Annotated in this window: 27 protein-coding genes; 22 read left to right on the forward strand and 5 right to left on the reverse strand. The window is 63.3% G+C overall.

The genetic code is table 11. From position 1 onward, the window contains the following. Positions 1–14: 14 nt before the first annotated feature. From Q7C33_RS24905 to Q7C33_RS24920, 4 genes are all read right to left on the reverse strand, one after another. Positions 15–416, reverse strand: a complete 402-nt coding sequence (locus Q7C33_RS24905) for a helix-turn-helix domain-containing protein (RefSeq protein ID WP_030140941.1) — start codon at positions 414–416, stop codon at positions 15–17. Next, complete coding sequence (locus Q7C33_RS24910) at positions 413–709, reverse strand: type II toxin-antitoxin system HigB family toxin (protein ID WP_030140942.1); 297 nt, start codon at positions 707–709, stop codon at positions 413–415. The genes Q7C33_RS24905 and Q7C33_RS24910 overlap by 4 nt, the downstream gene beginning before the upstream one ends. A 166-nt stretch (positions 710–875) precedes the next feature. Continuing rightward, a complete protein-coding gene (locus Q7C33_RS24915) occupies positions 876–1,145 on the reverse strand; it encodes a hypothetical protein (RefSeq protein ID WP_030140943.1) in 270 nt (89 codons plus the stop codon). A 103-nt stretch (positions 1,146–1,248) separates the two neighbouring features. After that, the gene (locus tag Q7C33_RS24920; RefSeq protein ID WP_030140944.1) at positions 1,249–2,157 is read right to left on the reverse strand and encodes a LysR substrate-binding domain-containing protein; all 909 of its coding nucleotides are present in this window, start codon (positions 2,155–2,157) and stop codon (positions 1,249–1,251) included. Positions 2,158–2,359: 202 nt separating this feature from the next. Between Q7C33_RS24920 and ycaC the strand changes: the two genes are divergently transcribed. Together ycaC and trxC are read left to right on the forward strand one after the other, a co-directional pair. Continuing rightward, positions 2,360–2,986: an isochorismate family cysteine hydrolase YcaC gene (ycaC, locus tag Q7C33_RS24925; protein ID WP_030140945.1), complete on the forward strand. Its 627-nt coding sequence runs from the start codon at positions 2,360–2,362 to the stop codon at positions 2,984–2,986. A gap of 175 nt (positions 2,987–3,161) precedes the next feature. After that, the gene (gene trxC, locus Q7C33_RS24930; RefSeq protein ID WP_198797423.1) at positions 3,162–3,584 is read left to right on the forward strand and encodes a thioredoxin TrxC; all 423 of its coding nucleotides are present in this window, start codon (positions 3,162–3,164) and stop codon (positions 3,582–3,584) included. Between the two features lie 121 nt (positions 3,585–3,705). On the opposite strand, the gene Q7C33_RS24935 is transcribed toward trxC, so the two are convergent. Then, on the reverse strand, positions 3,706–4,476 hold the full coding sequence (locus tag Q7C33_RS24935) for a ParA family protein (RefSeq protein WP_030140947.1): 771 nt from the start codon (positions 4,474–4,476) through the stop codon (positions 3,706–3,708). A gap of 348 nt (positions 4,477–4,824) precedes the next feature. On the opposite strand from Q7C33_RS24935, the gene Q7C33_RS24940 reads away from it, so the two are divergent. From Q7C33_RS24940 to Q7C33_RS25035, 20 genes are all read left to right on the forward strand, one after another. After that, positions 4,825–5,544 carry a beta-ketoacyl synthase chain length factor gene (locus Q7C33_RS24940; RefSeq protein ID WP_030140948.1) on the forward strand — a complete coding sequence of 240 codons (720 nt, stop codon included), beginning with the start codon at positions 4,825–4,827 and terminating at the stop codon, positions 5,542–5,544. Further along, positions 5,520–6,329: a lysophospholipid acyltransferase family protein gene (locus tag Q7C33_RS24945; protein WP_030140949.1), complete on the forward strand. Its 810-nt coding sequence runs from the start codon at positions 5,520–5,522 to the stop codon at positions 6,327–6,329. Before Q7C33_RS24940 ends, Q7C33_RS24945 begins: the two co-directional genes overlap by 25 nt. Then, entirely contained in the window at positions 6,310–6,567 is a 258-nt protein-coding gene (locus tag Q7C33_RS24950; RefSeq protein WP_030140950.1) for a phosphopantetheine-binding protein, read from the forward strand. The genes Q7C33_RS24945 and Q7C33_RS24950 overlap by 20 nt, the downstream gene beginning before the upstream one ends. Positions 6,568–6,575: 8 nt before the next feature. Beyond that, positions 6,576–6,830, forward strand: a complete 255-nt coding sequence (locus tag Q7C33_RS24955) for an acyl carrier protein (RefSeq protein ID WP_030140951.1) — start codon at positions 6,576–6,578, stop codon at positions 6,828–6,830. Continuing rightward, a complete protein-coding gene (locus tag Q7C33_RS24960; RefSeq protein WP_407684305.1) occupies positions 6,827–7,372 on the forward strand; it encodes a hypothetical protein in 546 nt (181 codons plus the stop codon). The genes Q7C33_RS24955 and Q7C33_RS24960 overlap by 4 nt, the downstream gene beginning before the upstream one ends. Next, entirely contained in the window at positions 7,369–9,048 is a 1,680-nt protein-coding gene (locus Q7C33_RS24965) for an AMP-binding protein (protein WP_407684306.1), read from the forward strand. Before Q7C33_RS24960 ends, Q7C33_RS24965 begins: the two co-directional genes overlap by 4 nt. Before the next feature lie 191 nt (positions 9,049–9,239). Continuing rightward, a complete protein-coding gene (locus Q7C33_RS24970) occupies positions 9,240–9,974 on the forward strand; it encodes a glycosyltransferase family 2 protein (protein WP_407684307.1) in 735 nt (244 codons plus the stop codon). Next, positions 9,971–10,909, forward strand: coding sequence for an LpxL/LpxP family acyltransferase (locus tag Q7C33_RS24975; protein ID WP_407684308.1), 939 nt, complete (start codon positions 9,971–9,973; stop codon positions 10,907–10,909). Before Q7C33_RS24970 ends, Q7C33_RS24975 begins: the two co-directional genes overlap by 4 nt. After that, complete coding sequence (locus tag Q7C33_RS24980; RefSeq protein WP_407684309.1) at positions 10,890–12,434, forward strand: HAL/PAL/TAL family ammonia-lyase; 1,545 nt, start codon at positions 10,890–10,892, stop codon at positions 12,432–12,434. Before Q7C33_RS24975 ends, Q7C33_RS24980 begins: the two co-directional genes overlap by 20 nt. Then, positions 12,427–12,852: an acyl-CoA thioesterase gene (locus Q7C33_RS24985; protein WP_186706050.1), complete on the forward strand. Its 426-nt coding sequence runs from the start codon at positions 12,427–12,429 to the stop codon at positions 12,850–12,852. The genes Q7C33_RS24980 and Q7C33_RS24985 overlap by 8 nt, the downstream gene beginning before the upstream one ends. After that, the gene (locus Q7C33_RS24990; RefSeq protein WP_198797420.1) at positions 12,849–13,442 is read left to right on the forward strand and encodes an outer membrane lipoprotein carrier protein LolA; all 594 of its coding nucleotides are present in this window, start codon (positions 12,849–12,851) and stop codon (positions 13,440–13,442) included. The genes Q7C33_RS24985 and Q7C33_RS24990 overlap by 4 nt, the downstream gene beginning before the upstream one ends. Next, positions 13,426–15,765: an MMPL family transporter gene (locus Q7C33_RS24995; RefSeq protein ID WP_407684310.1), complete on the forward strand. Its 2,340-nt coding sequence runs from the start codon at positions 13,426–13,428 to the stop codon at positions 15,763–15,765. Before Q7C33_RS24990 ends, Q7C33_RS24995 begins: the two co-directional genes overlap by 17 nt. Then, positions 15,762–16,919 (forward strand): sodium:proton antiporter, encoded by a 1,158-nt coding sequence (locus tag Q7C33_RS25000; RefSeq protein WP_030140960.1) that lies wholly within the window; start codon positions 15,762–15,764, stop codon positions 16,917–16,919. The genes Q7C33_RS24995 and Q7C33_RS25000 overlap by 4 nt, the downstream gene beginning before the upstream one ends. After that, complete coding sequence (locus Q7C33_RS25005; RefSeq protein WP_407684311.1) at positions 16,906–18,165, forward strand: NAD(P)/FAD-dependent oxidoreductase; 1,260 nt, start codon at positions 16,906–16,908, stop codon at positions 18,163–18,165. Before Q7C33_RS25000 ends, Q7C33_RS25005 begins: the two co-directional genes overlap by 14 nt. Then, on the forward strand, positions 18,162–18,890 hold the full coding sequence (locus tag Q7C33_RS25010) for a class I SAM-dependent methyltransferase (protein ID WP_198797417.1): 729 nt from the start codon (positions 18,162–18,164) through the stop codon (positions 18,888–18,890). Before Q7C33_RS25005 ends, Q7C33_RS25010 begins: the two co-directional genes overlap by 4 nt. Beyond that, positions 18,887–19,369 carry a DUF3261 domain-containing protein gene (locus tag Q7C33_RS25015; protein ID WP_334598697.1) on the forward strand — a complete coding sequence of 161 codons (483 nt, stop codon included), beginning with the start codon at positions 18,887–18,889 and terminating at the stop codon, positions 19,367–19,369. Before Q7C33_RS25010 ends, Q7C33_RS25015 begins: the two co-directional genes overlap by 4 nt. Continuing rightward, complete coding sequence (locus tag Q7C33_RS25020) at positions 19,366–20,562, forward strand: beta-ketoacyl-[acyl-carrier-protein] synthase family protein (RefSeq protein ID WP_198797415.1); 1,197 nt, start codon at positions 19,366–19,368, stop codon at positions 20,560–20,562. The genes Q7C33_RS25015 and Q7C33_RS25020 overlap by 4 nt, the downstream gene beginning before the upstream one ends. Next, entirely contained in the window at positions 20,559–21,026 is a 468-nt protein-coding gene (locus Q7C33_RS25025) for a hotdog family protein (protein WP_030140965.1), read from the forward strand. Before Q7C33_RS25020 ends, Q7C33_RS25025 begins: the two co-directional genes overlap by 4 nt. Then, positions 21,023–21,751, forward strand: a complete 729-nt coding sequence (gene fabG / locus Q7C33_RS25030; RefSeq protein WP_030140966.1) for a 3-oxoacyl-ACP reductase FabG — start codon at positions 21,023–21,025, stop codon at positions 21,749–21,751. Before Q7C33_RS25025 ends, fabG begins: the two co-directional genes overlap by 4 nt. Further along, complete coding sequence (locus Q7C33_RS25035) at positions 21,751–22,977, forward strand: beta-ketoacyl-ACP synthase (protein WP_334598696.1); 1,227 nt, start codon at positions 21,751–21,753, stop codon at positions 22,975–22,977. The genes fabG and Q7C33_RS25035 overlap by 1 nt, the downstream gene beginning before the upstream one ends. The last annotated feature ends 20 nt before the right edge of the window (positions 22,978–22,997 follow it).

Consider the following 22,997-nt stretch of genomic DNA (forward strand, 5'->3'; position numbering starts at 1 on the left):
AGTGCGCCAAGCTTTCAAATAAAGGTCTCAACCGATACGCCAAAGCGCTCCGACAACCAGCGAATCTGCCTTAAATTCAGCTGGCGTTTGCCACTCAATATCTCCGACACCACCGACTGGGCGCCTATACCCGGCAAATCGCTCTGGCTCAAACCGTGCTCACGCATCAGATAACGAAGGGTTTCAACGCCAGTTGCCTTGGGCATCGGCCGGTGTTGATGGTCCCAGGCCTCGATCCATTCACCGATGATGTCAACCAGGCTCATCAGTGGATGGGCTTCATCTTCGCCAACCAATTCCAACAGTTCATCGAGCGCTCCGACCAAGCGGTCGTAATCGTCTTCGTCCCTGGGCTTGCGCAACAGGGGCGACACAAACTCCCAATGAGCGGCGACTTGTTCAATCAGTGCACTCATCCCTTCTCCTCCTTCCATTTGCCTCTATCGTATTCCCGATGGTCGAGCACGCATTTGATATAGAGGCGTTGGGGTCGATATCGAATCACCGCTATCAGCCGCAACTTGTTTCCTCCGATGTCAAACACGTGTAGCGGACCGACCTTATCAGTTGCCGGAAATATGGATTTCATCGCCGCGTAATCCGCCGGGCTGTTGCGCTTGATCAGCCGATACCATTGATCCAGCGCATTGGCAGAATGCGGCCATTTCTCCTTGGCCTCCCAAATGCGCTTCTCAGTGATCACATGCATGCAACATCCTTATCGCATTTTGCTATAGGGGAGTTAAACACAAAACTGGCGCATCGCAAATTGCGATAACGCCAGTCAGATAGACGGGTTGATTTGCAGAATTTCAGCCTAGTCGCCGAAGGCTCTGATCATTTGGAAGAAATGTGAGCAGGTATGAGCCATGTGCTTACCCCGCCTTATCATTCCCCTGTTCGGGCGTCTCGATCCCTGATTCCGCTTCTTCGCCAGCCGGCTCTTTCGGCGGCTTCTCCTCCGGATAACCGGGCATGCCGCGGGCGTCTTCCGGGGTCAATTCATCGCGATCATGGCGACTGTCGGTGGCATAGGCCGGGGCCGCGTTGGGGTCTTCGTCGCGGCCGGCGGTGCCGAGGACAAAGCCGTCGTCATTGGGGTTGTCCAGTGCCTGGGGGGTGGTTGGGTCTTGAGGGTTGCTCATGGGACCTCCTGGTTGTGAACAGGTATGACTTTTGAGGGCGCCGCGCGCCTACAGTGCGGCGCATCTGATGAATGGCAACCCGGAGAAGGCAACGTCCAGCGCCCTACGCCATATCGCTGTGACTGAATTCCTCGGCCAGGAAATCAATCAACGTACGCACCGACGGCAGCAACCCGCGCCGTGAAGCAAAGATCGCATGGACAATGCCGCACTTCGGCGTCCAGCCCGGTACCAGCTCCACCAGCCGTCCGGCAGCAATGTCCTCGCGCACCACCACGCTGGGCAAATGGGCGACGCCAATGCCTGCCAGCACCGCATGCCGCAGCGCCAACAGGTCATCAGTGACCATGCGCGGCTCATGGCGGATCAATGCGCGGGCGCCGTCCGGGCCGAACAATTCCCACTGGTATTCCCGCTGCGCACCGCCCCAATGCACGCTCGGCAAGCCGTTGAGGTCCGCCGGGGACGTCGGTGAAGACAGATGCTGCACAAATGCCGGGCTGCCCACCAGGCATTGAGTGCTGTTGCTCAGCACTTTCATGACCATGTCGGTGTTTTCCAGCGGCGGAAAGCGCACCCGCAGAGCGATATCGAAACCTTCATGGATCAGGTCGACCCGGCGGTTGGTGCTCTCGATGAACAGCTCCACCCGCGGATATTTGAGCATGTAGCGAGTCAGCATCGGCCCGACCCAGCTGTTGAGCAGCGCTGTCGGACAGCTGATGCGCACCAGCCCCTGGGGTTCGGAGCGGTTGCGCTCGATCACTTCGGCGGCGCTCTCGGCCTCGACCCGCATGGCCAGGCAACGCTGGTAATAGGCCTGGCCGATCTCGGTCAACGTGCAATGGCGGCTGGTGCGATGAAGCAAACGCACCCCCAGCCGCTCCTCCAATAGGGCGATACGCCGGCTCAGCTTGGATTTGGGCATGTCCAGCGCCCGGCCCGCCGCAGCGAATCCACGGTGCTCAACCACTTGGGTGAAGTAGTACAGCGTGTTGAGGTCTTCGATGATCGTTCTCCAAATAGAACGCTAAGGCTGATTTTCGCAGTCTAGCGCATCAAAGGTGCCAGTTTTAATCTACACACATCGAAACGCAACACGGATTGAAACCGGCGCTTCGGCCAGATGAGTCACCGATCAATCGCTGCACCGGCATTAAAAACCTTAACCACGCCGAAACCTTCGGCAACCAAAACTTAATGAGGGCTACGCCATGACTACTTCCTACAACCGTCTCGACAAAGATAACGCCGCCGTTCTGCTGGTCGATCACCAGGCTGGCCTGCTGTCGCTGGTACGCGACATCGACCCGGACCGTTTCAAGAACAACGTGCTGGCCCTGGCTGACCTGGCGAAGTACTTCCAACTGCCGACCATCCTCACCACCAGCTTCGAAACCGGCCCCAACGGCCCGCTGATGCCAGAACTCAAGACCTTGTTCCCGGACGCTCCGTACATCGCTCGCCCTGGTCAGATCAACGCTTGGGACAACGAAGACTTCGTCAAGGCAATCAAGGCCACCGGCAAGAAACAACTGATCATCGCTGGCGTCGTGACTGAAGTCTGCGTCGCCTTCCCGGCCCTGTCGGCCCTGGCCGAAGGTTTCGAAGTATTCGTGGTCACCGACGCTTCCGGCACGTTCAACGAACTGACCCGTCAATCGGCCTGGGACCGCATGTCGTCGTCGGGTGCACAGCTGATGACCTGGTTCGGCCTGGCCTGCGAACTGCACCGCGACTGGCGCAACGACGTGGAAGGCCTGGCGACCCTGTTCTCCAACCACATCCCGGACTACCGCAACCTGATGACCAGCTACAACACGCTGACCAACGGCAAATAATCAGCAACACCAATACCCCTGTGGGAGCGAGCTTGCTCGCGATAGCGCCCTGACAGTCGATGCAATATTGGCTGACACACCGCCATCGCGAGCAAGCTCGCTCCCACAAGGTTTTGTGGCGGCTTCTATATAGTGTTCAATCCATGCCTAATGATTTTCCGTGGAGACTGACCCGATGCTGATCCCCTGCCCCCACTGCAACGGACTCAACCGCATCCCCGCCGAACGCCTCGGCGACCAGCCCAAGTGCGGTCGCTGCAAGGCGCAATTGCTGTTGAACACACCCTTCGAACTCAAGCAAGGCGACTACGCCAGCCAGATCAAGGGCGACCTGCCGTTGCTGGTGGACGTCTGGGCGGACTGGTGCGGACCGTGCAAATCCTTCGCGCCGGTGTTCGAACAGGCCGCCGCGCAGTTGGCGGGCAAATGCCGGTTGGCCAAGCTCGACAGCGAGGCCAATCAGCAGTTGTCGGCGCAGCTGGGGATCCGTTCGATTCCCAGCTTGATTCTGTTCAAGGATGGCCGGGAGGTTGCGCGCCAGAGCGGGGCGTTTCCGTTGCCGCAGTTGATGAGTTGGCTGCGCAGCCAGGGGATTTGAAGCCATGGGATAAGCGTGGGAGCGGGCTTGCTCGCGAATGCGGCGTGTCAGTCGACATTTATGTGCCTGAAACACCGCATTCGCGAGCAAGCCCGCTCCCACATGGGATTTGCATGATCAGTCAGGCGCTTTCCAGCAGGCTATGCAACTCCACGAACTGCTGGGTCAGTTTATGCCGCGGGTCCAGGTGGATCAGTGGCAGGCTGGCCTGGTGCGATTCACGCATGCGCACCGAACTGCTCAGGTACACCGGCAACACCGGCAGGCCTTCGGCGATCAGCTCATCGAGAATCTGTTGCGGCAGGCTGGCGCGGGCCTGGAACTGGTTGACGACAATTCCTTCCACTTCCAACGCTTCGTTATGGTCGTCCTTGAGTTCCTCGATTTCCGCCATCAGGCCATACAGCGCCTGGCGCGAAAAACTGTCGCAGTCGAAGGGGATCAATACGCGATCAGCGGCGATCAACGCTGAAACTGCATAGAAATTCAACGCTGGCGGGGTGTCCAGGTAAATCCGGTCGTAATCCTCGTCCAGCTCTTCGAGCAGCTTGCGCAGCTTGTTGATCTTGTGTTTCGCCTCGAGCTTGGGCTGCAGGTCCGTCAGCTCCGCCGTGGCGGTGATGACGTGCAGGTTGTCGAAAGGCGTTTCGTAGATATCGACCTTGTTCTTTTTCGAAAAGGGCCCCGATGAGAGGGTCTGCTTGAAAAAGTCGGCGATGCCCATGGGAATATCATCGCCCGTCAGGCCGGTCAGGTATTGAGTGGAGTTGGCCTGGGCGTCCAGGTCGACCAATAGCGTGCGATAACCCTCGCTGGCGCTCACGGCCGCCAGATTGCAGGCGATGCTGGACTTGCCCACGCCACCCTTCTGATTGAACACCACACGCCGCATGTCAAAACCTCCGTGCATCAAAGATGACCGAGTGTAGTTGCCCAAGACACCGCTTCGCTACCTTGCACACGGATGGATTACCGCATTGGTGGCTTTTTCAGACAACCAAGCGTCAATTACCCCAGCGATTGCCGGAAGGAACTGACAGACACAATCGCAACAATGTGCGTGCCGGAGCCGAACCTGACCAACCGACGGATTACCCCGGACAAAATGTAACCAGTATTTGCTACAAGCCAACCGCACCGGGATAATGCGCGCCACTTGGGTCGCAAGGCCATGCAGGGTTGGACGCGGGTCAAACCACTGAACCGTGACAATAAAAGCCCGCAGGGGTGGGATGAGTTTGTGATCAATTTCAATATCGCCCAATGGCGCGCATGGGCCCCTGGGCTCGAAAGCGTGGACGATTGGCAGGCATGGAGCCGACAACCGGTCGCGCTGGCCGCCAGCGACGCGGCCCCTGACGTGTCGTTCCTGCCCGCCATGCAGCGCCGCCGCCTGAGCCGCCTGGCGCGCATGGCCTTCAGTGTCGCCTGGCCACTGGCCGAGGGGCGACCGGACCTACCGTTGGTCTTTATTTCTCGTCACGGCGAAACCCCGCGCACTTTTGAGATTCTCAAGGACCTGGCCGCCGACCAGCCCTTGTCCCCGACCCAATTCAGTTTGTCGGTGCACAACGCAGTCATTGGCCTGTGGTCGATCATGCGCGGCGAAACCAGCGAGATGACCGCCCTGGCAGCCACGGGTGACGGCCTGGAGCACGGCATGCTGGAAGCCGTCGCGCTATTGAATGAAGGTGCGCCAGCGGTGCTGCTGGTCATCACCGAAGAACAACCACCCCAGGTCTATGCCCCCTGGGTCGACGACGTACCGTTTCCCTATGCGGTGGGACTGTTGCTGACTTGCGGTGACGACTGGCAACTGGACCTGTCCAGCGCACCAGCACCAATGGCCGGCAGCGACTGGCCCCACGCCCTGGATCTATTGCGTACGCTGCTGAGCAACGACACCACCTGCCAACATGCCTGGAAGAATCGTCTATGGACCTGGCAACGCAACCGGTGACCGGTAAACATCGCGACGCCTACTACTGGCGCCTGTTCGCGACCGCTGCAAGCTTCGCCCTCTTCGGGTTGGGCGGGCTGTGCCTGCGGTTGCTGGTGTTTCCCCTGCTCAATGCGTTGCCCGCCGATCCACAGACTCGTCGCCAGCGGGCTCGCCGCACGGTTGGACGCCTGTTCTGGTTCTTTATCCGGTTCATGGCCCGTACCGGTGTGCTCACCTATCAGATCGACGGCGCGGAGAAACTCGGCCGCCCGGGGCAAATGATCATCGCCAATCATCCCTCGTTGATCGACGTGGTCTTCCTGATCGGGCTGGTTCGCGACGCCAACTGCGTGGTCAAGCAAAGCCTGTGGGACAACCCTTTCACCCATGGCCCGCTGCGCTCGACCCAATACATCAGCAACGACGGCAGCATGGACATGCTCGACGCCGCCAGCGACGCCCTGCGGGACGGCCAATGCCTGATTGTCTTCCCCGAGGGCACGCGCACCCAGCCAGGCCATGCGCCGGCCTTTCATCGCGGCGCCGCGGCCATCGCCCTGCGAGGGGCCAAGGTCCTCACACCGGTCACGATCAAGGTCAGCCCCACCACGCTGACCAAGGCCGAACCGTGGTATCGCATCCCCCATCGCCGCGTGCACTTCAGTTTTCACGTTGGGGCCGATATAGACCCACAGGCTTTCGCCGCGCTGGGCCCTGCACCGCAGGCGTCACGCCGGCTCAACGATTTTCTGCATCACTATTTCATCAAGGAGCTCGCCGAAGATGAGCGATCTGCACCGTGACATCAAACAGCTGATCATCGACGCCCTCGGCCTGGAGGACATCGGTATCGACGACATCGGCGACGATCAGACCCTGTTCGGCGAAGGTCTGGGCCTGGACTCAGTGGATGCCCTGGAGCTCGGCCTGGCGATCCAGAAAAAATATGGCATCAAGATCGACGCCGATGCCAAGGACACCCGTAACCATTTCAGCAACGTGGCAAGCCTTGCGGCCTTCGTCACTGCAAAAAGCGCCTGAGACCGACCATGCAAACTCGTGACGATATCTTCAACACCCTGCGCGATGCCCTGGTCGAGCTCTTCGAACTGGACCCTGAGCGTGTAACGCTGGAATCGAACCTGTACCAGGACCTGGAAATCGACAGCATTGATGCGGTGGACCTGATCGACCACATCAAGCGCCAGACCGGCAAGAAAATCGCCGCCGAAGAATTCAAGTCGGTGCGCACGGTCAACGACGTGGTCGAGGCGGTCTATCGACTGGTCCAACCGGCCGCATGAGCCGGCTGATTGGCCTTGGCCTGCTGCTCGCGGGCCTGTTGTACCCTTTTGCAGTGTATTTCGGCATGGAGCACTTCGCGCCATGGCAATTCGGGCTGCTATTGGGCTGCCTGTGGCTGGCCCGGGCATTGCTCGGCAAGGGCGGGACCGGCAGTCGTTGGATGGCGGTCACGGCGATCATCTTCTGCGTATTGCTTGCAGTGTTCGACAGCCCGCTCCTGCTGCGCTGGTACCCGGTGTTGATCAGCACGTTCATGCTTGGCCTGTTCACCCTGAGCCTGAAATATGGCCCACCGATGGTCGAACGCCTGGCCCGCCTGCGCGAACCGCAGTTGCCGGCCAAGGCAGTGGTGTATACCCGCCAGGTCACGGTGGCCTGGTGTGTGTTTTTCCTGTGTAACGGTTTGCTCGCTGCCGCCCTGACCCTCTGGGCGCCGCTGAGCTGGTGGATGTTGTACACCGGCCTGATTTCCTACGGATTGATGGGGCTGATGTTTGCCATTGAATGGCTCATACGACAACGGGTAAGAGGCCGCCCATGAATTGGATGACACTTGAGCAGATGTTGCTCGAGGCCCTGCCGGACCGCGCTGTAGCCGTGGAACCGGCGTTGAATCACGCACAACTGCGCGATGACGCGCTGTGCCTGGCCGCCGGCCTGCGGGCCCGAGGCGTGCGGCATATTGCGGTGCACCTCGAAGATGCCGCCGACCTGGCGACCGCGCTGCTCGCTGCCTGGCGCGCCGGGGTGCGCGTGCTGCTGCCCGCCGACCTGCAGGCGCAGACGCGCCAGCGCTGGTCGGCTGACGTCGATCTGTGGCTGACCGACCTGCCCGGCGACACCCAAGCAGGTGACCTCCGGCAGGCTCCGCTGGAAGCGGCCGAGCTGGACCTTGATCACTGCTGGCTGAGCCTGTGCACTTCCGGCTCCAGTGGCGAGCCCAAGCGCATCGAGAAAACCCTGCGTCAGTTGAGCAACGAAGTCCAGGCACTGGAACGGCTATGGGGTGCGGACCTCGGTCCGGCCTGCGTGATCGGCAGCGTCGCCGCCCAACACATCTACGGGTTGTTGTTCCGGGTCCTCTGGCCGCTGTGCGCCGGACGCCCTTTTGTTCGTCGTCAGCTGCCCTTCCCGGAAGACATGCAGCGCGCCAGTCGCGAGCACCCGGCGTTCGCCTGGGTCGCCAGCCCCGCGTTGCTCAAGCGCATGGGTGACAATCTCGACTGGCCGGCCCTGAGCAGTGTGCGCCGGGTCTTTTCCTCCGGCGGTGCCTTGCCTGCCGAGGCGGCGCAGAGCCTCGAACAGCGCCTGGGACAATGGCCGACGGAAATTTTCGGCAGCTCGGAAACCGGTGGCATCGCCTGGCGCCAGGGCGGCGACTTGTGGCACCCCTTCGCCGACGTCGAGCTGAGCCAGGACAGCGACGGCGCCTTGCTGATTGCCTCGCCTTATCTGCCGGCCGGTCATGTGGAACATACCGCCGACGCGGTGCGGATCGCCGCAGACGGGCGTTTTGAATTGCTCGGTCGCTTGGATCGCATCGTCAAGCTCGAAGAGAAACGCATCTCACTGCCGATGCTGGAACAGGCGCTGACGGCCCACGAATGGGTCAGCGAAGCCCGGCTAGGCGTCGTGCAGGAAAATCGTGCCTCCCTCGGTGCCCTGCTGGTGCTCAGCGAAACCGGCCTGCTCGCCCTGCGCAATCTGGGCCGGCGGGCCGTGACCCAAGCCTTGCGCCAACACCTGAGCGGGCATTGTGAAACCTTGGCCCTGCCCCGACGCTGGCGTTGGCTGCGACAGCTGCCGCTGAACGCACAAGGCAAGCTGCCCCAGGCCGACGTCGAAGCCGTGCTGACGGCGCCGCGCCCGAAAGCTCCCGAGGTGCTTGAACAGATTGAAACCGACGGCGAATGGAACCTACGCCTGACGGTGCCGCCCGACCTTGCCTATTTCAGCGGTCACTTTCCCACGGCGCCGGTCTTGCCCGGCGTGGTGCAAGTGGACTGGGCCATGAACCTGGGCCGCCAATTGCTGGACCTGCCGCCACGCTTCGTTGGCATGGAAGTGCTCAAGTTCCAGCAACTGGTGCGCCCCGGCGATGAAATCCAGCTGCACCTGCGCTTCGACCGTGAGCGCGGCAAGTTGTATTTCGCCTATCGCAATGACACGGCGGCCTGTTCAAGTGGGCGGATTGTGTTGGGGATGGCCGATGAATAATGCACGTGTAGCCGCCACTCCCCTGTGGCGAGGGGATTTAGCGAAACGTCGCACCGCCCCGCTCCAGTGCGAAGCGCTCGCCATCAATCTGTGGCGCAGCACAGAATTTGGGGTCGCTGCGCAACCCAGCGGGGATAAATCCCCTCGCCACAGGAAGGTTGTGCACAGTGAAACCGTGGAGGGAGCAGAATATGCATAACCCCTGCGCCGTCATCCCGGTCTACAACCACGAAACCGCCATCGCGACGGTGGTCCAGACGCTGCTCGGAAACGGCTTGCCCTGCGTGCTGGTGGACGACGCCAGCAGCCCGGCCTGCGCGGCGGTGCTCGAACAATTGGCTGAAAACGAACGGGTTCACCTGGTCCGGCTGGCAGTCAACCAGGGCAAGGGCGGGGCGGTGATGACCGGGCTGCGGGAAGCTTCGCGCCTGGGTTTCAGCCACGCCTTGCAGGTCGACGCCGACGGGCAGCACGACCTTGGTGATGTGCGCACCTTCATCGAACAATCCCGAGCCCACCCGGACGCGCTGATCTGCGGCTACCCGCTGTACGACGCCAGCGTACCGAAAGGCCGCCTGTACGCGCGCTACCTGACCCACGTCATGGTCTGGATCAACAGCCTGTCCCTGCAAATCCGCGACTCAATGTGCGGTTTCCGCTTCTATCCCCTGGCGCCGACGCTGGCACTGATCGACTCGGCAAACATCGGCAAGCGCATGGATTTCGATTCCGACATCCTCGTGCGCCTGGCCTGGCGCAACCAGCCGATGCGCTGGCTGCAGACTCGTGTGCATTACCCGTTGGACGGCGTTTCGCACTTTCGCCTGTTCCACGACAACGTGCTGATCTCCCGCATGCACACCCGGTTGTTCTTCGGCATGCTGGTGCGCTTGCCAATGATTCTCTGGCAACGGTGGCGCCGATGAGCACAGACAAACAGCACTGGGCGGATCGCCAGGAACGCGGCAGTTTCTGGCTGATGAAACTCACCGCGGTTGCCGCCAAGGTGTTGGGCCGTCGGCTGCTGACCCCGGTGCTGTACGGCATCGTCCTGTACTTCTTCGTGTTCGGTCGCAGCGCTCGACACGCGGCCTGGCAATACCAGCAGCGCCTCGCCGATTGGAGCGACCGCCCCGAACTGCGTCCGTCCCACCGGCGCGTCTTCGGCCAGTTCATGGCTTTTGCCGATTCCCTGCTGGACAAGCTTGACGTCTGGAATGGCAAGCTGAGCATCGAGCAGATCGAAATCGTCGACACGGCCTTGCTGCGCAATCACCTGCGCGACGCACGCGGGCAGATGCTGGTGGGCGCGCACCTGGGCAACCTGGAAATGTGCCGGGCCCTGGCCGAGCTGGGCGAAAAGGTCACCATGAACGTGCTGGTGCACACCAAGCACGCCGAGCAGTTCAACCGTCTGTTGGGCGAGGCCGGCGCCACGCACCTGCGACTGATCCAGGTCAGCGAGCTGGATCCGGTGATCATGCTGCAACTGAGCGAACGCCTGGAGCGCGGCGAGTGGCTGGCGATCGCGGGCGACCGCGTCCCGCTGCATGGCGGGCGCAGCGTGACCGTGGACTTCATGGGCTACCCGGCCGCCTTCCCGCAAGGCCCCTGGCTGCTGGCCGGGCTGCTGAAATGCCCGGTCAACCTGCTGATGTGTCTCAAGCACGAGGGACGTTATCGCGTCACCCTCGAACCCTTCGCCGATGCGGTGACATGGAAGCGCAACGACCGCGAGCAAGTGATCGCCCACTGGGCCGCTCGCTATGCAGAGCGCCTGGCGCAGTATTGCCTCCAAGGCCCGCAACAGTGGTTCAACTTTTACCCTTTCTGGAAGACCGATGACGATGCCCACTCTTGAGCCGGTAACCTTCGGCGAACGCCCCCTGCGCATTGAAGATGTATTGGCCCTGGCCAACCGTCAGGCACCGACGCAGTTGCAGGATGACCCGGCGTTCCGCCAGCGCATCGCCAAGGGTGCGCAATTCCTCGATTCCCTGCTGGACAAGGAAGGCGTCATCTACGGCGTGACCACCGGCTACGGTGATTCCTGCGTGGTGGCCGTGCCGTTGCACCACGTCGAAGCCCTGCCTCGTCACCTGTACACCTTCCACGGCTGCGGCCTCGGCAAACTGCTCGACGCCCAGGCGACCCGGGCCGTGCTGGCGGCGCGTTTGCAGTCGCTGTGCCACGGCGTATCGGGGGTGCGAGTGGAGCTGCTGGAACGACTCCAGGCCTTTCTCGAACACGACATCCTGCCGCTGATTCCGGAAGAAGGCTCGGTGGGCGCCAGCGGCGACCTGACGCCGCTGTCCTACGTCGCCGCCACGTTGTCCGGTGAACGGGAAGTCATGTTCCGTGGCGAACGCCGCCTGGCCGCCGACGTGCATCGCGAACTGGGCTGGACGCCGCTGGTGCTGCGGCCCAAGGAAGCCTTGGCGTTGATGAACGGCACCGCCGTGATGACCGGCCTCGCCTGCCTGGCCTTCGCCCGCGCCGACTATCTGCTGCAACTGGCGACCCGCATCACCGCGCTGAACGTCGTCGCCCTGCAAGGCAATCCGGAACACTTCGACGAGCGCCTGTTCGCCGCCAAGCCACACCCGGGGCAAATGCAAGTCGCCGCGTGGCTGCGCAAGGACCTGGCGATCGACGCGCCGACCGCGCCGCTGCACCGCCTGCAGGATCGCTATTCGCTGCGCTGCGCGCCCCATGTGCTCGGGGTCTTGGCTGACAGCCTGGGCTGGCTGCGCGGGTTCATCGAAACCGAACTCAACAGCGCCAACGACAACCCGATCATCGACGCCGAAGCCGAGCGCGTGCTCCATGGCGGACACTTCTACGGCGGGCATATCGCCTTCGCCATGGACAGCCTGAAGAACCTGGTGGCCAACATCGCCGACCTGCTGGACCGTCAGCTCGCCCTGCTGGTGGACGAGCGCTACAACCACGGCCTGCCGAGCAACCTGTCCGGCGCCAGTGCCGAGCGGGCGATGCTCAATCATGGTTTCAAGGCCGTGCAGATCGGCACCAGCGCCTGGACCGCCGAAGCCCTGAAAAACACCATGCCGGCCAGCGTGTTCTCGCGCTCCACCGAGTGCCATAACCAGGACAAGGTGAGCATGGGCACCATCGCCGCCCGGGACGCCATCCGCGTGCTGGAACTGACCGAGCAAGTCGCCGCCGCCACCTTGCTGGCCGCCAACCAGGGCGTGTGGCTGCGCAGCCGCGCCGAAGACGCGCGACCGCTGCCGCCGGCCCTCGCCGCCATGCACCAACAACTGGCCGAGGACTTCCCGCCGGTCATCGAAGACCGCGCCCTGGAAGGCGAACTGCGCCTGTGCCTGCAACGCATCGCCGAACAACACTGGAGGCTGCATGCGTAGCCAAGGCGTTCTGCATGTCGACACCCAGATCGTGGTGCCGTTTTTCGATGTCGATTCGATGAACGTGGTCTGGCATGGCCACTACGTCAAATACCTCGAAGTGGCGCGCTGCGCCTTGCTTGACCTGATCGGCCATAACTACAACGACATGCTCGAATCGGGGCATGCGTGGCCGGTGATCGACTTGCAGTTGCGCTACGTACGCGGTGCCGTGTTCGGCCAGGCCCTGACCGTGCGTGCCAGTCTGGTGGAGTGGGAAAACCGGCTGAAGATCAACTACCTGATCAGTGACGCCGCAACCGGCGAACGCTTCACCCGTGCCAGCTCCGTGCAAGTGGCGGTGGACATGGCCACTCGCGAGATGCTGCTGGCTTCGCCACGGGTGTTTGTCGAAGCGGTCGAGAGGAAACTGTCATGAAGCGCCTGTTCACCTGGCTGCTGCTGTGCAGCCTGTCGCCGCTGGCCCAGGCGTTCGATCTTCAGCAGTTGAGCGACCAACTGGCCCGCCCGGACGTGATCCACGGCCAGTTCATCCAGGAAAAACACCTGCGCGCCCTGCCCCAGCCCCTCACCAGCAAGGGCCGCTTCGTGCTGGCGAAAAACCACGGCCTGCTGTGGTTGCTGCAGACGCCGTTGCAACAGGATTACCGCATCACCGCCCAGGGCATCGCGCGACGGGACGGCAATGCCTGGCAGATGCTGCCGAACAAGAGTGCCGGCGCCGAGCAGAACCGGTTGTTCCTGGCGGTACTGCAGGGTGACAGCAGCGGCCTGCAGCGCGACTTCGAACTGAGCCTGTCGGGCGAGGCGCAACAGTGGAAACTCACCCTGACCCCGCGCTCGGTACTGCTCAAGCAGGTCTTCAACCAGATCAACATTGACGGTGGCGAGCTGGTCCAGCGTATTGAACTGCTGGAAACCCAGGGCGACAGCACCGTGCTGCGCATGCAGGACACCACCAGCACGCAACCCTTGAGCGAAGCGGAGCAACATGACTTTGCCGAGTGAACGCAGGCTGCCGCGGCTGTTCCTGATCCTGCTGCTGGCGGTGCTGGCGCTTGCCGGATGGCAATGGCGCAACGGTGCGCCGCTGTCGGCGAACCTGATGGAACTGGTGCCAGGCACATCGCCGGATGCGCTGGAACTCACCGCTGAACAACGCATGCAAGCACCGCTCAATCGCGAGCTGTTGGTGCTGGTTGGCCACGCCGACCGCCAGCAAGCCATCGCCCTGGCGCAAACCCTCGGCGAGCAATGGCAAGCCAGCGGCCTGTTCGACAAGGTCCAATGGACGCTCCAGGCCGACCTGCCGGCGCTGCGCAAGCAATTGCTCGATGGCCGACTGGCCATGCTGTCGGCAACGGACCGGCAACAGTTGATCGAACAACCACAGGCCTTTATCCAGCAACGGGTACAGGCCCTGTTCGACCCGTTCAGCGGCTTCAGCCTGGTGCCAAGCCAGGACGACTGGCTCGGCCTGACCGGGCGTATCCAGAACAGCCAGCCCCAACGCGGCGCCATACAACTGGACGTCGGTAGCGGTGCGCTGGTCGCCGAAGCCGACGGCAAGCACTGGGTCATGCTGCGGGCGCGTACCCAGGGCAATGCGTTCGACATGAACCTGCCGTTGCAAGTGGCCGAACGGGTGCAACGCAGCCGCGAACACGCGAGCCAGGCCCAGGGCCAACTCTTGGCGGCCAGCGGCTTGCTCTACGCTGCCAGCGGACAACAACAGGCGTCGCGGGAAATCACCTGGGTCGGCGGCGGCGCAACAGTCGGTATCCTATTGCTACTGTTGCTGGCCTTCCGACGCTTTGCCGTGTGGCTGGCGTTCGTGCCGGTGCTGGTGGGCATGTTGTTCGGCGCGGTGGCCTGCGTGGCGCTGTTCGGACGCATGCACGTCATGACCCTGGTGCTGGGTTCGAGCCTGATCGGCGTAGCAGTGGATTACCCGCTGCACTACCTGTCCAAGAGCTGGAGCCTCAAGCCGTGGCGTAGCTGGCCGGCCCTGCGCGTGACCTTGCCAGGGCTGAGCCTGAGCCTCGCGACCACTTGCATCGGTTACCTGGCGTTGGCCTGGACGCCGTTCCCGGCCCTGACCCAGATCGCGATTTTTTCCGCCGCCGGGCTGCTGGGCGCCTACCTGACGGCGGTCTGCCTGTTGCCGGCGCTGCTGGGTAAGACAGACCTGCGCCCCGCCCAGTGGCCGCTGCAGTTCTGCGAAAACCTGCTCAAGTGCCGCGAAGCGCTACTGGGCCGCGTGCGCACACCCGTCCTGCTGACGCTGTTGTTGATCTTCTGCGCGGGCGGTCTCTGGCAACTGACCACGAAAAACGACATCCGCCAGTGGATCGGCACGCCCCAGCACCTGACCGACGAAGCCCGCGACGTCGCTCGCATCACCGGTTTCCAGCCCACCAGCCAGTTCTTCCTGATTCGCGCCGATGACCAAGCGCAACTCTTGGAGCGCCAGACCGCCCTCAATGAGCGGCTCGACCAACTGATCGGCCTGGAAAAACTCCAGGGCTATCTGTCACTCAATCAACTGGTCAGCCCGCCCGCCGAACAATTAAAGGTCCGCGAGGCCCTGGGCCGGTTGCCGGCGTTCTGGCAACCGTTGCTGGACGTGGGCGTGCCCGTCGCCGCGCTGCAAGCGGAGGTGAAGCAATTGCAGGCCCTGCCAGTGACCGACATCGACGCTGCGCTGACCGGCCCGCTGGCAGAACCCTATCGCACGCTCTGGCTAGGCCCGACGGCGCAAGGCGTGGCGGCGGTGGTCAGCCTGCAGGGCTTGAACGATGCCGCATTGCTGCGGGTGCAGGCGGTGGACCTGCCCGGGGTCCAATTGGTGGATCGCCTGGGTGACCTGAACCGGGTGTTTGCCGCCACGCAGGTCAGCGCCGCCGAACTGAAGCTGGCCTCCTGCGTGTTGATCGTCCTGGTGCTGATCTGGCCATTCGGCGTCGGCGGCGCCTTGCGCATCGTCGCCCTGCCGCTGCTGGCCGCGCTGTGCAGCCTGGCGAGCCTGGGCTGGCTGGGCCAGCCGCTGACGCTGTTCAGCCTGTTCGGCCTGTTGCTGGTGACGGCCATCGGTGTCGATTACGCCATCCTGATGCGTGAACAGATTGGCGGAGCCGCTGTGAGTCTGCTGGGCACGCTGCTGGCGGCGATCACCACCTGGCTGTCGTTCGGCCTGCTGGCGCTGTCGAGCACGCCGGCGGTAAGTAATTTCGGCCTGGCGGTCAGCCTCGGTTTGGCGTTCAGCTTCCTGCTCGCGCCATGGGCCGGGCAACAGGCCCATGCGAACCGCGCTGCGGAGCCGGTGCAATGATGACGCTGCTGTTCTGGCTCATGGCCCTGGCGCTGTTTGCCTTGGCGACGGTGGCCGGGCGCCGCTTCGGGCTGATCCCGATTGTCAGCCAGTTGCTGCTGGCAACGTTCGGCCTGCCCTTGCTGATGTATTTCTGGATCGAACCGGGCTGGCACCTCAACGGCGCGCAACTGGTCTCGCCCGTATGGTTGAAGAATCTCTACAGCCTCGCCTTCGCCTTATTGTTGGGGCACATCCTCAGCGATGTGATCGACCTGCGCCTGGACCGCCAAAGCCTCAAGATCGCCTTGCCAAGCTTTGGCGTACCGTTCGCCTGCGGCTTGGCCACCGCGACCTGGCTGCTGCCACCCCAGCCATGGATCAGCTCGCTGGCGGTGGGGCTGTTGTTTTCGATCACGGCGATACCGGTGCTGTACCTGTATTTGCGCCACATCGCCTACCCACCCGACGCCACTCGCCGATTGGTACAGACTGCGATCCTGATCGACCTGATTTGCTGGAGCCTGTTCGCCCTCGCCCAGGGCAGCCTGCACCTGGGCAGCCTGTTGCTGCCGCTGGCCGGCGCTTGCGTGCCATTGCTGCTGCGACTGGTGGGCCTGCGCCAACCGTTGCTGCACAGCGGCCTGTTCTTTGCCCTGCTGGTGGTGGCCGAGCATTACCGGCTCAATGCGCTCATCGCCGGCATCGGCTACCTGCTGTGCATGGCCGCGCTCAAGGTGCCGCTGGTATTGCCCCTCGGCGCCGAATGGATGCAAAGGTTGCAAACCTACCTGGCCATCCCCTTGATCCTGACGTTCGGTATCGTGCAGATCAACGTGCACAGCGCCATGGACAGCCTCGGCTGGGTCCAGCTCGTGGCGTTGCTGCTGTTGCCGATAGCCAGCAAACTGTTGGGCAACTGGCTGGGGCTGGGTTGGGCCGGCGCCTCGTTCGCCGGCGCCAGTCGCTGGCGAGAAAGTGTCTTGCTGAATATTCGCGGCTTGAGTGAAATCGTCTTCCTCAACCTGCTGCTGCAACAAAACCTCATCAGCCCGGCACTGTATTTCGCCCTGATGCTGATGGGGTTGATCGCCACATTATTGCCGGCCGTGGCCGGTTTTCACCGTATACCCTCGATTGCCGTCTCGGCCAGGAGCCCCCGTGTCAACAGTTGAAATGGAACGTCGACAAGTTGTCGTCATCGGAGCGGGGCCTTCCGGCGCCATCGCCGCCGCGCTGCTCAAGCGCAAGGGCCACGATGTGCTGGTCATCGAGCGCCAGTATTTCCCGCGGTTCTCCATCGGCGAAAGCCTGTTGTCCCATTGCCTGGACTTCGTCGAAGAAGCCGGCATGCTCGACGCGGTCAACGCCGCCGGGTTCCAGCGCAAGAACGGCGCCGCGTTCGCCTGGGGCGAGCGCTACAGCGCCTTCGATTTCGGCGACACCTTCAGCGAAGGCAAGCCCACCACATTCCAGGTCCAACGCGCCGACTTCGACAAGTTGCTCGCCGACCAGGCGGCCCTGCAAGGCGTGGAGATCCGCTACGGCCAGGCCATCGCCGACGTTGATTTCTCCCTCGCCAAGCCGCAATTGGGCGTGCAACGCGAGGACGGCAGCGAGTACCGGGTCGAGGCGGATTTCGTCCTCGACGCCAGCGGTTATGGCCGAGTCTTGCCGCGCCTGCTGGACCTTGAGGCACCGTCGAATTTCCCGGTGCGCCAGGCGGTGTTCACCCACATCGAGGATCGCATCGACAGCCCGACCTTCGATCGCGAAAAAATCCTCATCACCACCCATCCGACGAAGCGCGACGTATGGTTCTGGACCATCCCCTTCAGCGGCGGGCGTTGCTCGGTGGGCGTGGTCGCGGCCGCGGAACACTTCGAGGGCCGCACCGATGACCTCGACGCCTGCCTGCGCGGCTTCATCGACGAAACCCCGAGCCTGGCCGGTGTGCTGGACAATGCCGTGTGGGACACCCCGGCGCGGACCATCGGTGGCTACTCGGCCAACGTCAAGTCCTTGCACGGCCCCGGCTTCGCCCTGCTGGGCAACGCTGCGGAATTCCTCGACCCGGTGTTCTCATCCGGCGTGACCATCGCCATGCGTTCGGCGAGCATGGCCGCCGACGTGCTGCATCGGCAGTTGCAAGGCGAGCCGGTGGATTGGCAGAGCGAATTCGCCGAGCCATTGAAACGCGGCGTCGATACCTTCCGCTGTTACGTCGAAGGCTGGTACGCCGGCACCTTCCAGGACGTGATCTTCTACACCGAAGGCTCCGACGACATCCGCCGCATGATCAGTTCGATCCTCGCCGGCTACGCCTGGGATCAACGCAACCCATTCGTCAGCGAACCCAAGCGGCGCCTGCGCATGCTCTCGGAAATCTGCGCGAGTCCGGCGCCGAGTCAGCAAACATGAGCTACCTGAGCGACAGCTACGTCGAGGAAACCCGCTTCGGTTTCTGGTTCCTGCGCAGCCACACCTGGCAACACCATGTGCTGCGCGTGGCGATCAACGACCTGCGCGGCCTGTTCAGCGCTGCGCCGCCATCCAATCCAGTGTTGCTGGACGCCGGTTGCGGCCAGGGCAAGTCATTCCAGTACCTGCGCCAGGCATTCGCGCCGCAACGCCTGATTGGCGTGGACGCCGATCCCCAGAGCCTGGACCTGAGCGCCGAGGAAGCGGCTCGCCAAGGCATGGCGGTCGAGCTGATCGGCAGTGACTGCGCGACCTTGGCGGTGCCCGATGCGAGCGTTGACTTGCTGTTCTGCCACCAGACCTTTCATCATTTGGTGGAACAGGAAAAAGCCCTCGCCGAGTTCTATCGCGTGCTCAAGCCCGGCGGTTATTTGATGTTCGCCGAATCCACCGAGGCCTACATCGACACCTGGGTAATCCGCTGGCTGTTCCGTCATCCGATGCACGTGCAGAAAAGCGCCGCGCAGTACCTGGCGATGATCCGCGACCAAGGGTTCCAATTCGAAGACCGCAACGTCTCCTACCCGTACCTGTGGTGGAGCCGCGCCAAGGACTTCGGCCTGCTGGAACGCTGGGGCCTGCGTCGGCCCAAGCCGTTTGGCGAGCGCGAGGAAACCCTGGTCAACGTGGTGGCGCGCAAGCCGCTCGAGGGGGCCACGGGATGATCCGCTGCCTGTTGATCGGCTGCCTGCTGTTGCTCAGCGCCTGCGCCAGCCGCGCGCCGCTGCCCGAACGCACGCCGACCCTGGCGCTGCCACTGCAATTGCACATCGAGCGGCAACTGGCCGGCCAGCGCCAGGATTGGCTGTTGGTGATCCAGCGTGAAAACACCGGCATCCGCTGGTCGATGATGGACCCGCTGGGCATTCCCGTCGCCCGCCAGCGCCTGGCCGATGGCCAGTGGCGGGCAGACGGCCTGCTGCCGCCCAATGCCGAGGCCAGGGAACTGTTCGCGGCGCTGTTGTTCGCCCTGACCCCGGAAACGGAGCTGGCCGGCAACTACCCCATCGCCCGGCAACACGGCGTCGAACGGGCGCTCGAGAGCCGCTGGCAGGTGCGTTACCAGCAACCGCTGGAGTTTGAGCTGCGCTTGCCCGAAGGCCCGCATTACCGCATCACGCCGTTGACCGAGAGTGCCCAATGACTGCTTATCTGAATGCCCTCGGGGTGATCTGCGCCCTGGGCCGGGACAAACAGAACGTCGCGCGCAACCTGTTCGCCGGCGACTGCTCGGGCGTGCGCAGCGAGGCCGGCTGGGTCGCCGAACGGGCATTGCCGGTGGCTTCGGTGGCGGGTGAACTCGCCCAGATCCCGGAAACCCTGGCGGCCCAACGCAGCCGCAACAATCAGCTGTTGCTGGAAGCTGGATTGCAGATTCGTCCCGAGATCGACCGGGCCATCCAGGCTTACGGCCGCGCGCGCATCGGCATCGTCCTGGGCACCAGCACCTCGGGCATCGACGAGGCCAGCCAGGGCATCGCCCATTACCTGCGCGAGCAGCGGTTCCCCGAAGGCTACGATTACCAGCAGCAGGAGCTCAGCGCGCCGGCCAATTTCCTCTCCGACTGGCTTGGCCTGAGCGGCCCTTCCTACGTGATCTCGACCGCTTGCACCTCCAGCGCACGGGCCTTGATGAGCGCCCGTCGCCTGCTGGACCTGGGGTTGTGCGACGCCGTGCTGTGCGGTGGCGTCGACAGCCTGTGCAAACTGACCCTTAACGGTTTCTCTGCGCTGGAAGCGGTGTCGAACGAGCGCTGCAATCCGTTTTCGGTGAACCGCAGCGGCATCAACATCGGCGAGGCGGCGGTGTTGTTTCTCATGAGCAAGACGCCAGGCGACGGTCACTCGATCGCGCTGCTCGGTGACGGCGCCAGCTCCGACGCGCACCACATTTCCGCGCCGGAACCCAGCGGTCGCGGCGCCCGCCAGGCGATGGAAAAAGCCTTGCGCTGCGCCGGCCTGGACGCCAGCCAGATCGACTACCTGAACCTGCACGGCACGGCCACGCAGCATAACGACGCCATGGAAAGCCATGCGGTGGCCGGACTGTTTCCAGCGGGCGTGCCCTGCTCGTCCACCAAGCCGATGACCGGCCACACCCTCGGCGCGGCAGGCGCACTGGAGGCTGCGTTCTGCTGGTTGGCCCTGAGCGCGGACAATCCCAGCCATGCCTTGCCACCCCATGTCTGGGACGGCCAGCCCGATCCCGAACTGCCGGCACTGAACTGGATCGATAGCCGCGCCCGCCTGAACCCGACCCACCCCCGTCGCCTGATGAGCAACTCGTTTGCCTTCGGCGGCAACAACGTCAGCCTGATTATCGGAGACGCCCAATGATTGACTGGCCGCTCGCCGAACTGCTGCCCCACGCAGGGGACATGATCCTTATCGACCGGATCGTGACCTTCGATGACGAGCAGATCCATACCGTCGCCACGGTCAAGCCAGGCGGTTTGTTCAACCTGGACGACGGCGCGCTGCCGGCCTGGGTCGGCATCGAGCTGATGGCCCAGAGCGTCGCGGCGTTCGCCGGTTGCCACGCCCGCCAGCGCGGCGATGCCGTGGAGCTGGGCTTCCTGCTCGGGACCCGCAAGTTCGAATGCAACGTCGAACATTTCCCGGTGGGCACCGAACTGGCCATCCACGGCGTTCGCTCCCTGGAAGACGACAACGGCATGGGTGTGTTCGAATGCCACATCCACGCGCCGGGCATCCACGCCACCGCGCGGCTGAACGTATTCCGTCCACCCCATGCCGCCCAGTACCTCAATGAAACCTCTGCAACAGGAACCCAGCCATGACTGAATCCGTACTGGTTACCGGCTCCAGCCGTGGCATCGGCCGCGCCATCGCCTTGCGCCTGGCCCAGGCCGGGCACGATATCGTCTTGCATTGCCGCAGCGGTCGCGCCGAGGCCGAAGCGGTCCAGGCAGAAGTCCTGGCCTTGGGCCGCAACGCCCGTGTCTTGCAATTCGACGTGTCCGACCGCGCCGCCTGCAAAGCCGCTCTCGAGGCGGATGTGGAAACCCACGGCGCCTATTACGGCGTGGTGCTCAACGCCGGCCTGACCCGCGACGGCGCCTTCCCGGCCCTGAGCGAAGACGACTGGGACAGCGTGCTGCGTACCAACCTCGACGGTTTCTATAACGTGCTGCATCCGGTGATGATGCCGATGATCCGCCGTCGCGCCGCTGGACGAATCGTCTGTATCACGTCGGTGTCCGGCCTGATCGGCAACCGTGGACAAGTCAACTACAGCGCCTCGAAAGCCGGCCTGATCGGCGCGGCCAAGGCATTGGCCATCGAACTGGGCAAGCGCAAGATCACCGTGAACTGCGTCGCGCCGGGCTTGATCGACACCGCCATGCTCGATGAAAACGTACCCGTGGAAGAATTGATGAAGATGATCCCCGCCCAGCGCATGGGCACTCCGGAAGAAGTCGCCGGCGCGGTCAATTTCCTGATGTCCGCCGAAGCCGGCTACATCACCCGACAGGTCCTGGCCGTCAACGGAGGCTTGTGCTGATGAAGCGCGTCGTCGTCACCGGCATGGCCGGCATCACCTCCATCGGCAGTGACTGGAAAACCATCGCCGCCAACTTCGCCGCCAACCGTAGCGGCATCCGGCGCATGGATGAGTGGGACCGCTTCACCGAACTGAACACACGCCTGGCCGGCCCGATCGACGATTTCCAGGTCCCGGCCCACTGGACGCGCAAGCAACTGCGCAGCATGGGCCGGGTCTCGCGCCTGGCCGTGGCCTCGGCGGAACAGGCCCTGGCCGACGCCGGCCTGCTGGGCGATCCGTCGATCAAGGATGGCCGCATGGGCGTGTCCTGCGGTTCGTCCACCGGCAGCACCGATGAGATCAAGGCCTTCGGCAACATGCTGCTCAACAGCGTGGCCGAAGGGCTGAACGCCAATTCCTATGTGCGGATGATGCCGCACACCACGGCGGCCAACATCAGCATCTTCTTCGGCCTGACTGGACGGCTGATCCCTACGTCCAGCGCCTGCACCAGCGGCAGCCATGGCATCGGCTATGCCTACGAGGCCATCAAGTTCGGCCGCCTGCCGCTGATGCTCGCTGGCGGCGCCGAAGAACTGTGCCCGACCGAAGCAATGGTCTTCGACGCGCTCTACGCCACCAGCCTGAAAAACGATGCGCCGCAGACCAGTCCACGCCCTTACGACAAGGGACGCGATGGATTGGTGATCGGTGAAGGCGCCGGCATGCTGGTGCTCGAAGAACTGGAACACGCCCTGGCCCGTGGCGCGCACATCCATGCCGAGATCGTTGGTTTTGGCAGCAACGCCGACGGCCAGCACGCCACCCGCCCCGAATTGAGCACCATGCGCCGGGCCATGGAACTGGCCCTTGAGGATGCCGGCCTCGAGCCATCCGCCATCGGCTACGTCAACGGTCACGGTACGGCCACCGAACAGGGCGACGTCGCCGAGACCCTGGCCACCAGCAGCCTGTTCGGCGAGCACATGCCCATCAGCTCGCAGAAAAGCTTCCTTGGCCACACCCTCGGTGCCTGCGGTGCGCTGGAGTCCTGGTTCAGCATCGAAATGCTGAACCGCGACCTCTATGTGCATACTTGCAACCTCGATGAGGTCGACCCTGAGTGCGGCAAACTCGACTATTTGCGCAACGAGTTCCGCGCGATGAGCAATGAATACGTGATGAACAACAACTTTGCCTTCGGTGGGGTCAACACTTCGCTGATCTTCCGCCGCTGGCATTGATTCCCGTAAATCCCCTGGTC

The organism is Pseudomonas sp. BP11-1-1 (assembly GCF_052112105.1).
Lineage (GTDB): Bacteria > Pseudomonadota > Gammaproteobacteria > Pseudomonadales > Pseudomonadaceae > Aquipseudomonas > Aquipseudomonas alvandae.

What these genes read in the sequence shown, in the direction of transcription:
- Q7C33_RS24990 (WP_198797420.1), top strand. Translation starts at nt 12,849, where the DNA reads ATGAAGCGCCTGTTCACCTGGCTGCTGCTGTGCAGCCTGTCGCCGCTG.
- Q7C33_RS24975 (WP_407684308.1), top strand. Translation starts at nt 9,971, where the DNA reads ATGAGCACAGACAAACAGCACTGGGCGGATCGCCAGGAACGCGGCAGT.
- Q7C33_RS24910 (WP_030140942.1), bottom strand. Translation starts at nt 709, where the DNA reads ATGCATGTGATCACTGAGAAGCGCATTTGGGAGGCCAAGGAGAAATGG.
- Q7C33_RS24985 (WP_186706050.1), top strand. Translation starts at nt 12,427, where the DNA reads ATGCGTAGCCAAGGCGTTCTGCATGTCGACACCCAGATCGTGGTGCCG.
- Q7C33_RS25025 (WP_030140965.1), top strand. Translation starts at nt 20,559, where the DNA reads ATGATTGACTGGCCGCTCGCCGAACTGCTGCCCCACGCAGGGGACATG.
- Q7C33_RS25010 (WP_198797417.1), top strand. Translation starts at nt 18,162, where the DNA reads ATGAGCTACCTGAGCGACAGCTACGTCGAGGAAACCCGCTTCGGTTTC.
- Q7C33_RS25015 (WP_334598697.1), top strand. Translation starts at nt 18,887, where the DNA reads ATGATCCGCTGCCTGTTGATCGGCTGCCTGCTGTTGCTCAGCGCCTGC.
- Q7C33_RS24915 (WP_030140943.1), bottom strand. Translation starts at nt 1,145, where the DNA reads ATGAGCAACCCTCAAGACCCAACCACCCCCCAGGCACTGGACAACCCC.
- trxC (WP_198797423.1), top strand. Translation starts at nt 3,162, where the DNA reads ATGCTGATCCCCTGCCCCCACTGCAACGGACTCAACCGCATCCCCGCC.
- Q7C33_RS24950 (WP_030140950.1), top strand. Translation starts at nt 6,310, where the DNA reads ATGAGCGATCTGCACCGTGACATCAAACAGCTGATCATCGACGCCCTC.
- ycaC (WP_030140945.1), top strand. Translation starts at nt 2,360, where the DNA reads ATGACTACTTCCTACAACCGTCTCGACAAAGATAACGCCGCCGTTCTG.
- Q7C33_RS24935 (WP_030140947.1), bottom strand. Translation starts at nt 4,476, where the DNA reads ATGCGGCGTGTGGTGTTCAATCAGAAGGGTGGCGTGGGCAAGTCCAGC.
- fabG (WP_030140966.1), top strand. Translation starts at nt 21,023, where the DNA reads ATGACTGAATCCGTACTGGTTACCGGCTCCAGCCGTGGCATCGGCCGC.
- Q7C33_RS24965 (WP_407684306.1), top strand. Translation starts at nt 7,369, where the DNA reads ATGAATTGGATGACACTTGAGCAGATGTTGCTCGAGGCCCTGCCGGAC.
- Q7C33_RS24995 (WP_407684310.1), top strand. Translation starts at nt 13,426, where the DNA reads ATGACTTTGCCGAGTGAACGCAGGCTGCCGCGGCTGTTCCTGATCCTG.
- Q7C33_RS24980 (WP_407684309.1), top strand. Translation starts at nt 10,890, where the DNA reads ATGACGATGCCCACTCTTGAGCCGGTAACCTTCGGCGAACGCCCCCTG.
- Q7C33_RS24905 (WP_030140941.1), bottom strand. Translation starts at nt 416, where the DNA reads ATGAGTGCACTGATTGAACAAGTCGCCGCTCATTGGGAGTTTGTGTCG.
- Q7C33_RS24960 (WP_407684305.1), top strand. Translation starts at nt 6,827, where the DNA reads ATGAGCCGGCTGATTGGCCTTGGCCTGCTGCTCGCGGGCCTGTTGTAC.
- Q7C33_RS25020 (WP_198797415.1), top strand. Translation starts at nt 19,366, where the DNA reads ATGACTGCTTATCTGAATGCCCTCGGGGTGATCTGCGCCCTGGGCCGG.
- Q7C33_RS25000 (WP_030140960.1), top strand. Translation starts at nt 15,762, where the DNA reads ATGATGACGCTGCTGTTCTGGCTCATGGCCCTGGCGCTGTTTGCCTTG.
- Q7C33_RS24955 (WP_030140951.1), top strand. Translation starts at nt 6,576, where the DNA reads ATGCAAACTCGTGACGATATCTTCAACACCCTGCGCGATGCCCTGGTC.
- Q7C33_RS25035 (WP_334598696.1), top strand. Translation starts at nt 21,751, where the DNA reads ATGAAGCGCGTCGTCGTCACCGGCATGGCCGGCATCACCTCCATCGGC.
- Q7C33_RS24970 (WP_407684307.1), top strand. Translation starts at nt 9,240, where the DNA reads ATGCATAACCCCTGCGCCGTCATCCCGGTCTACAACCACGAAACCGCC.
- Q7C33_RS24945 (WP_030140949.1), top strand. Translation starts at nt 5,520, where the DNA reads ATGGACCTGGCAACGCAACCGGTGACCGGTAAACATCGCGACGCCTAC.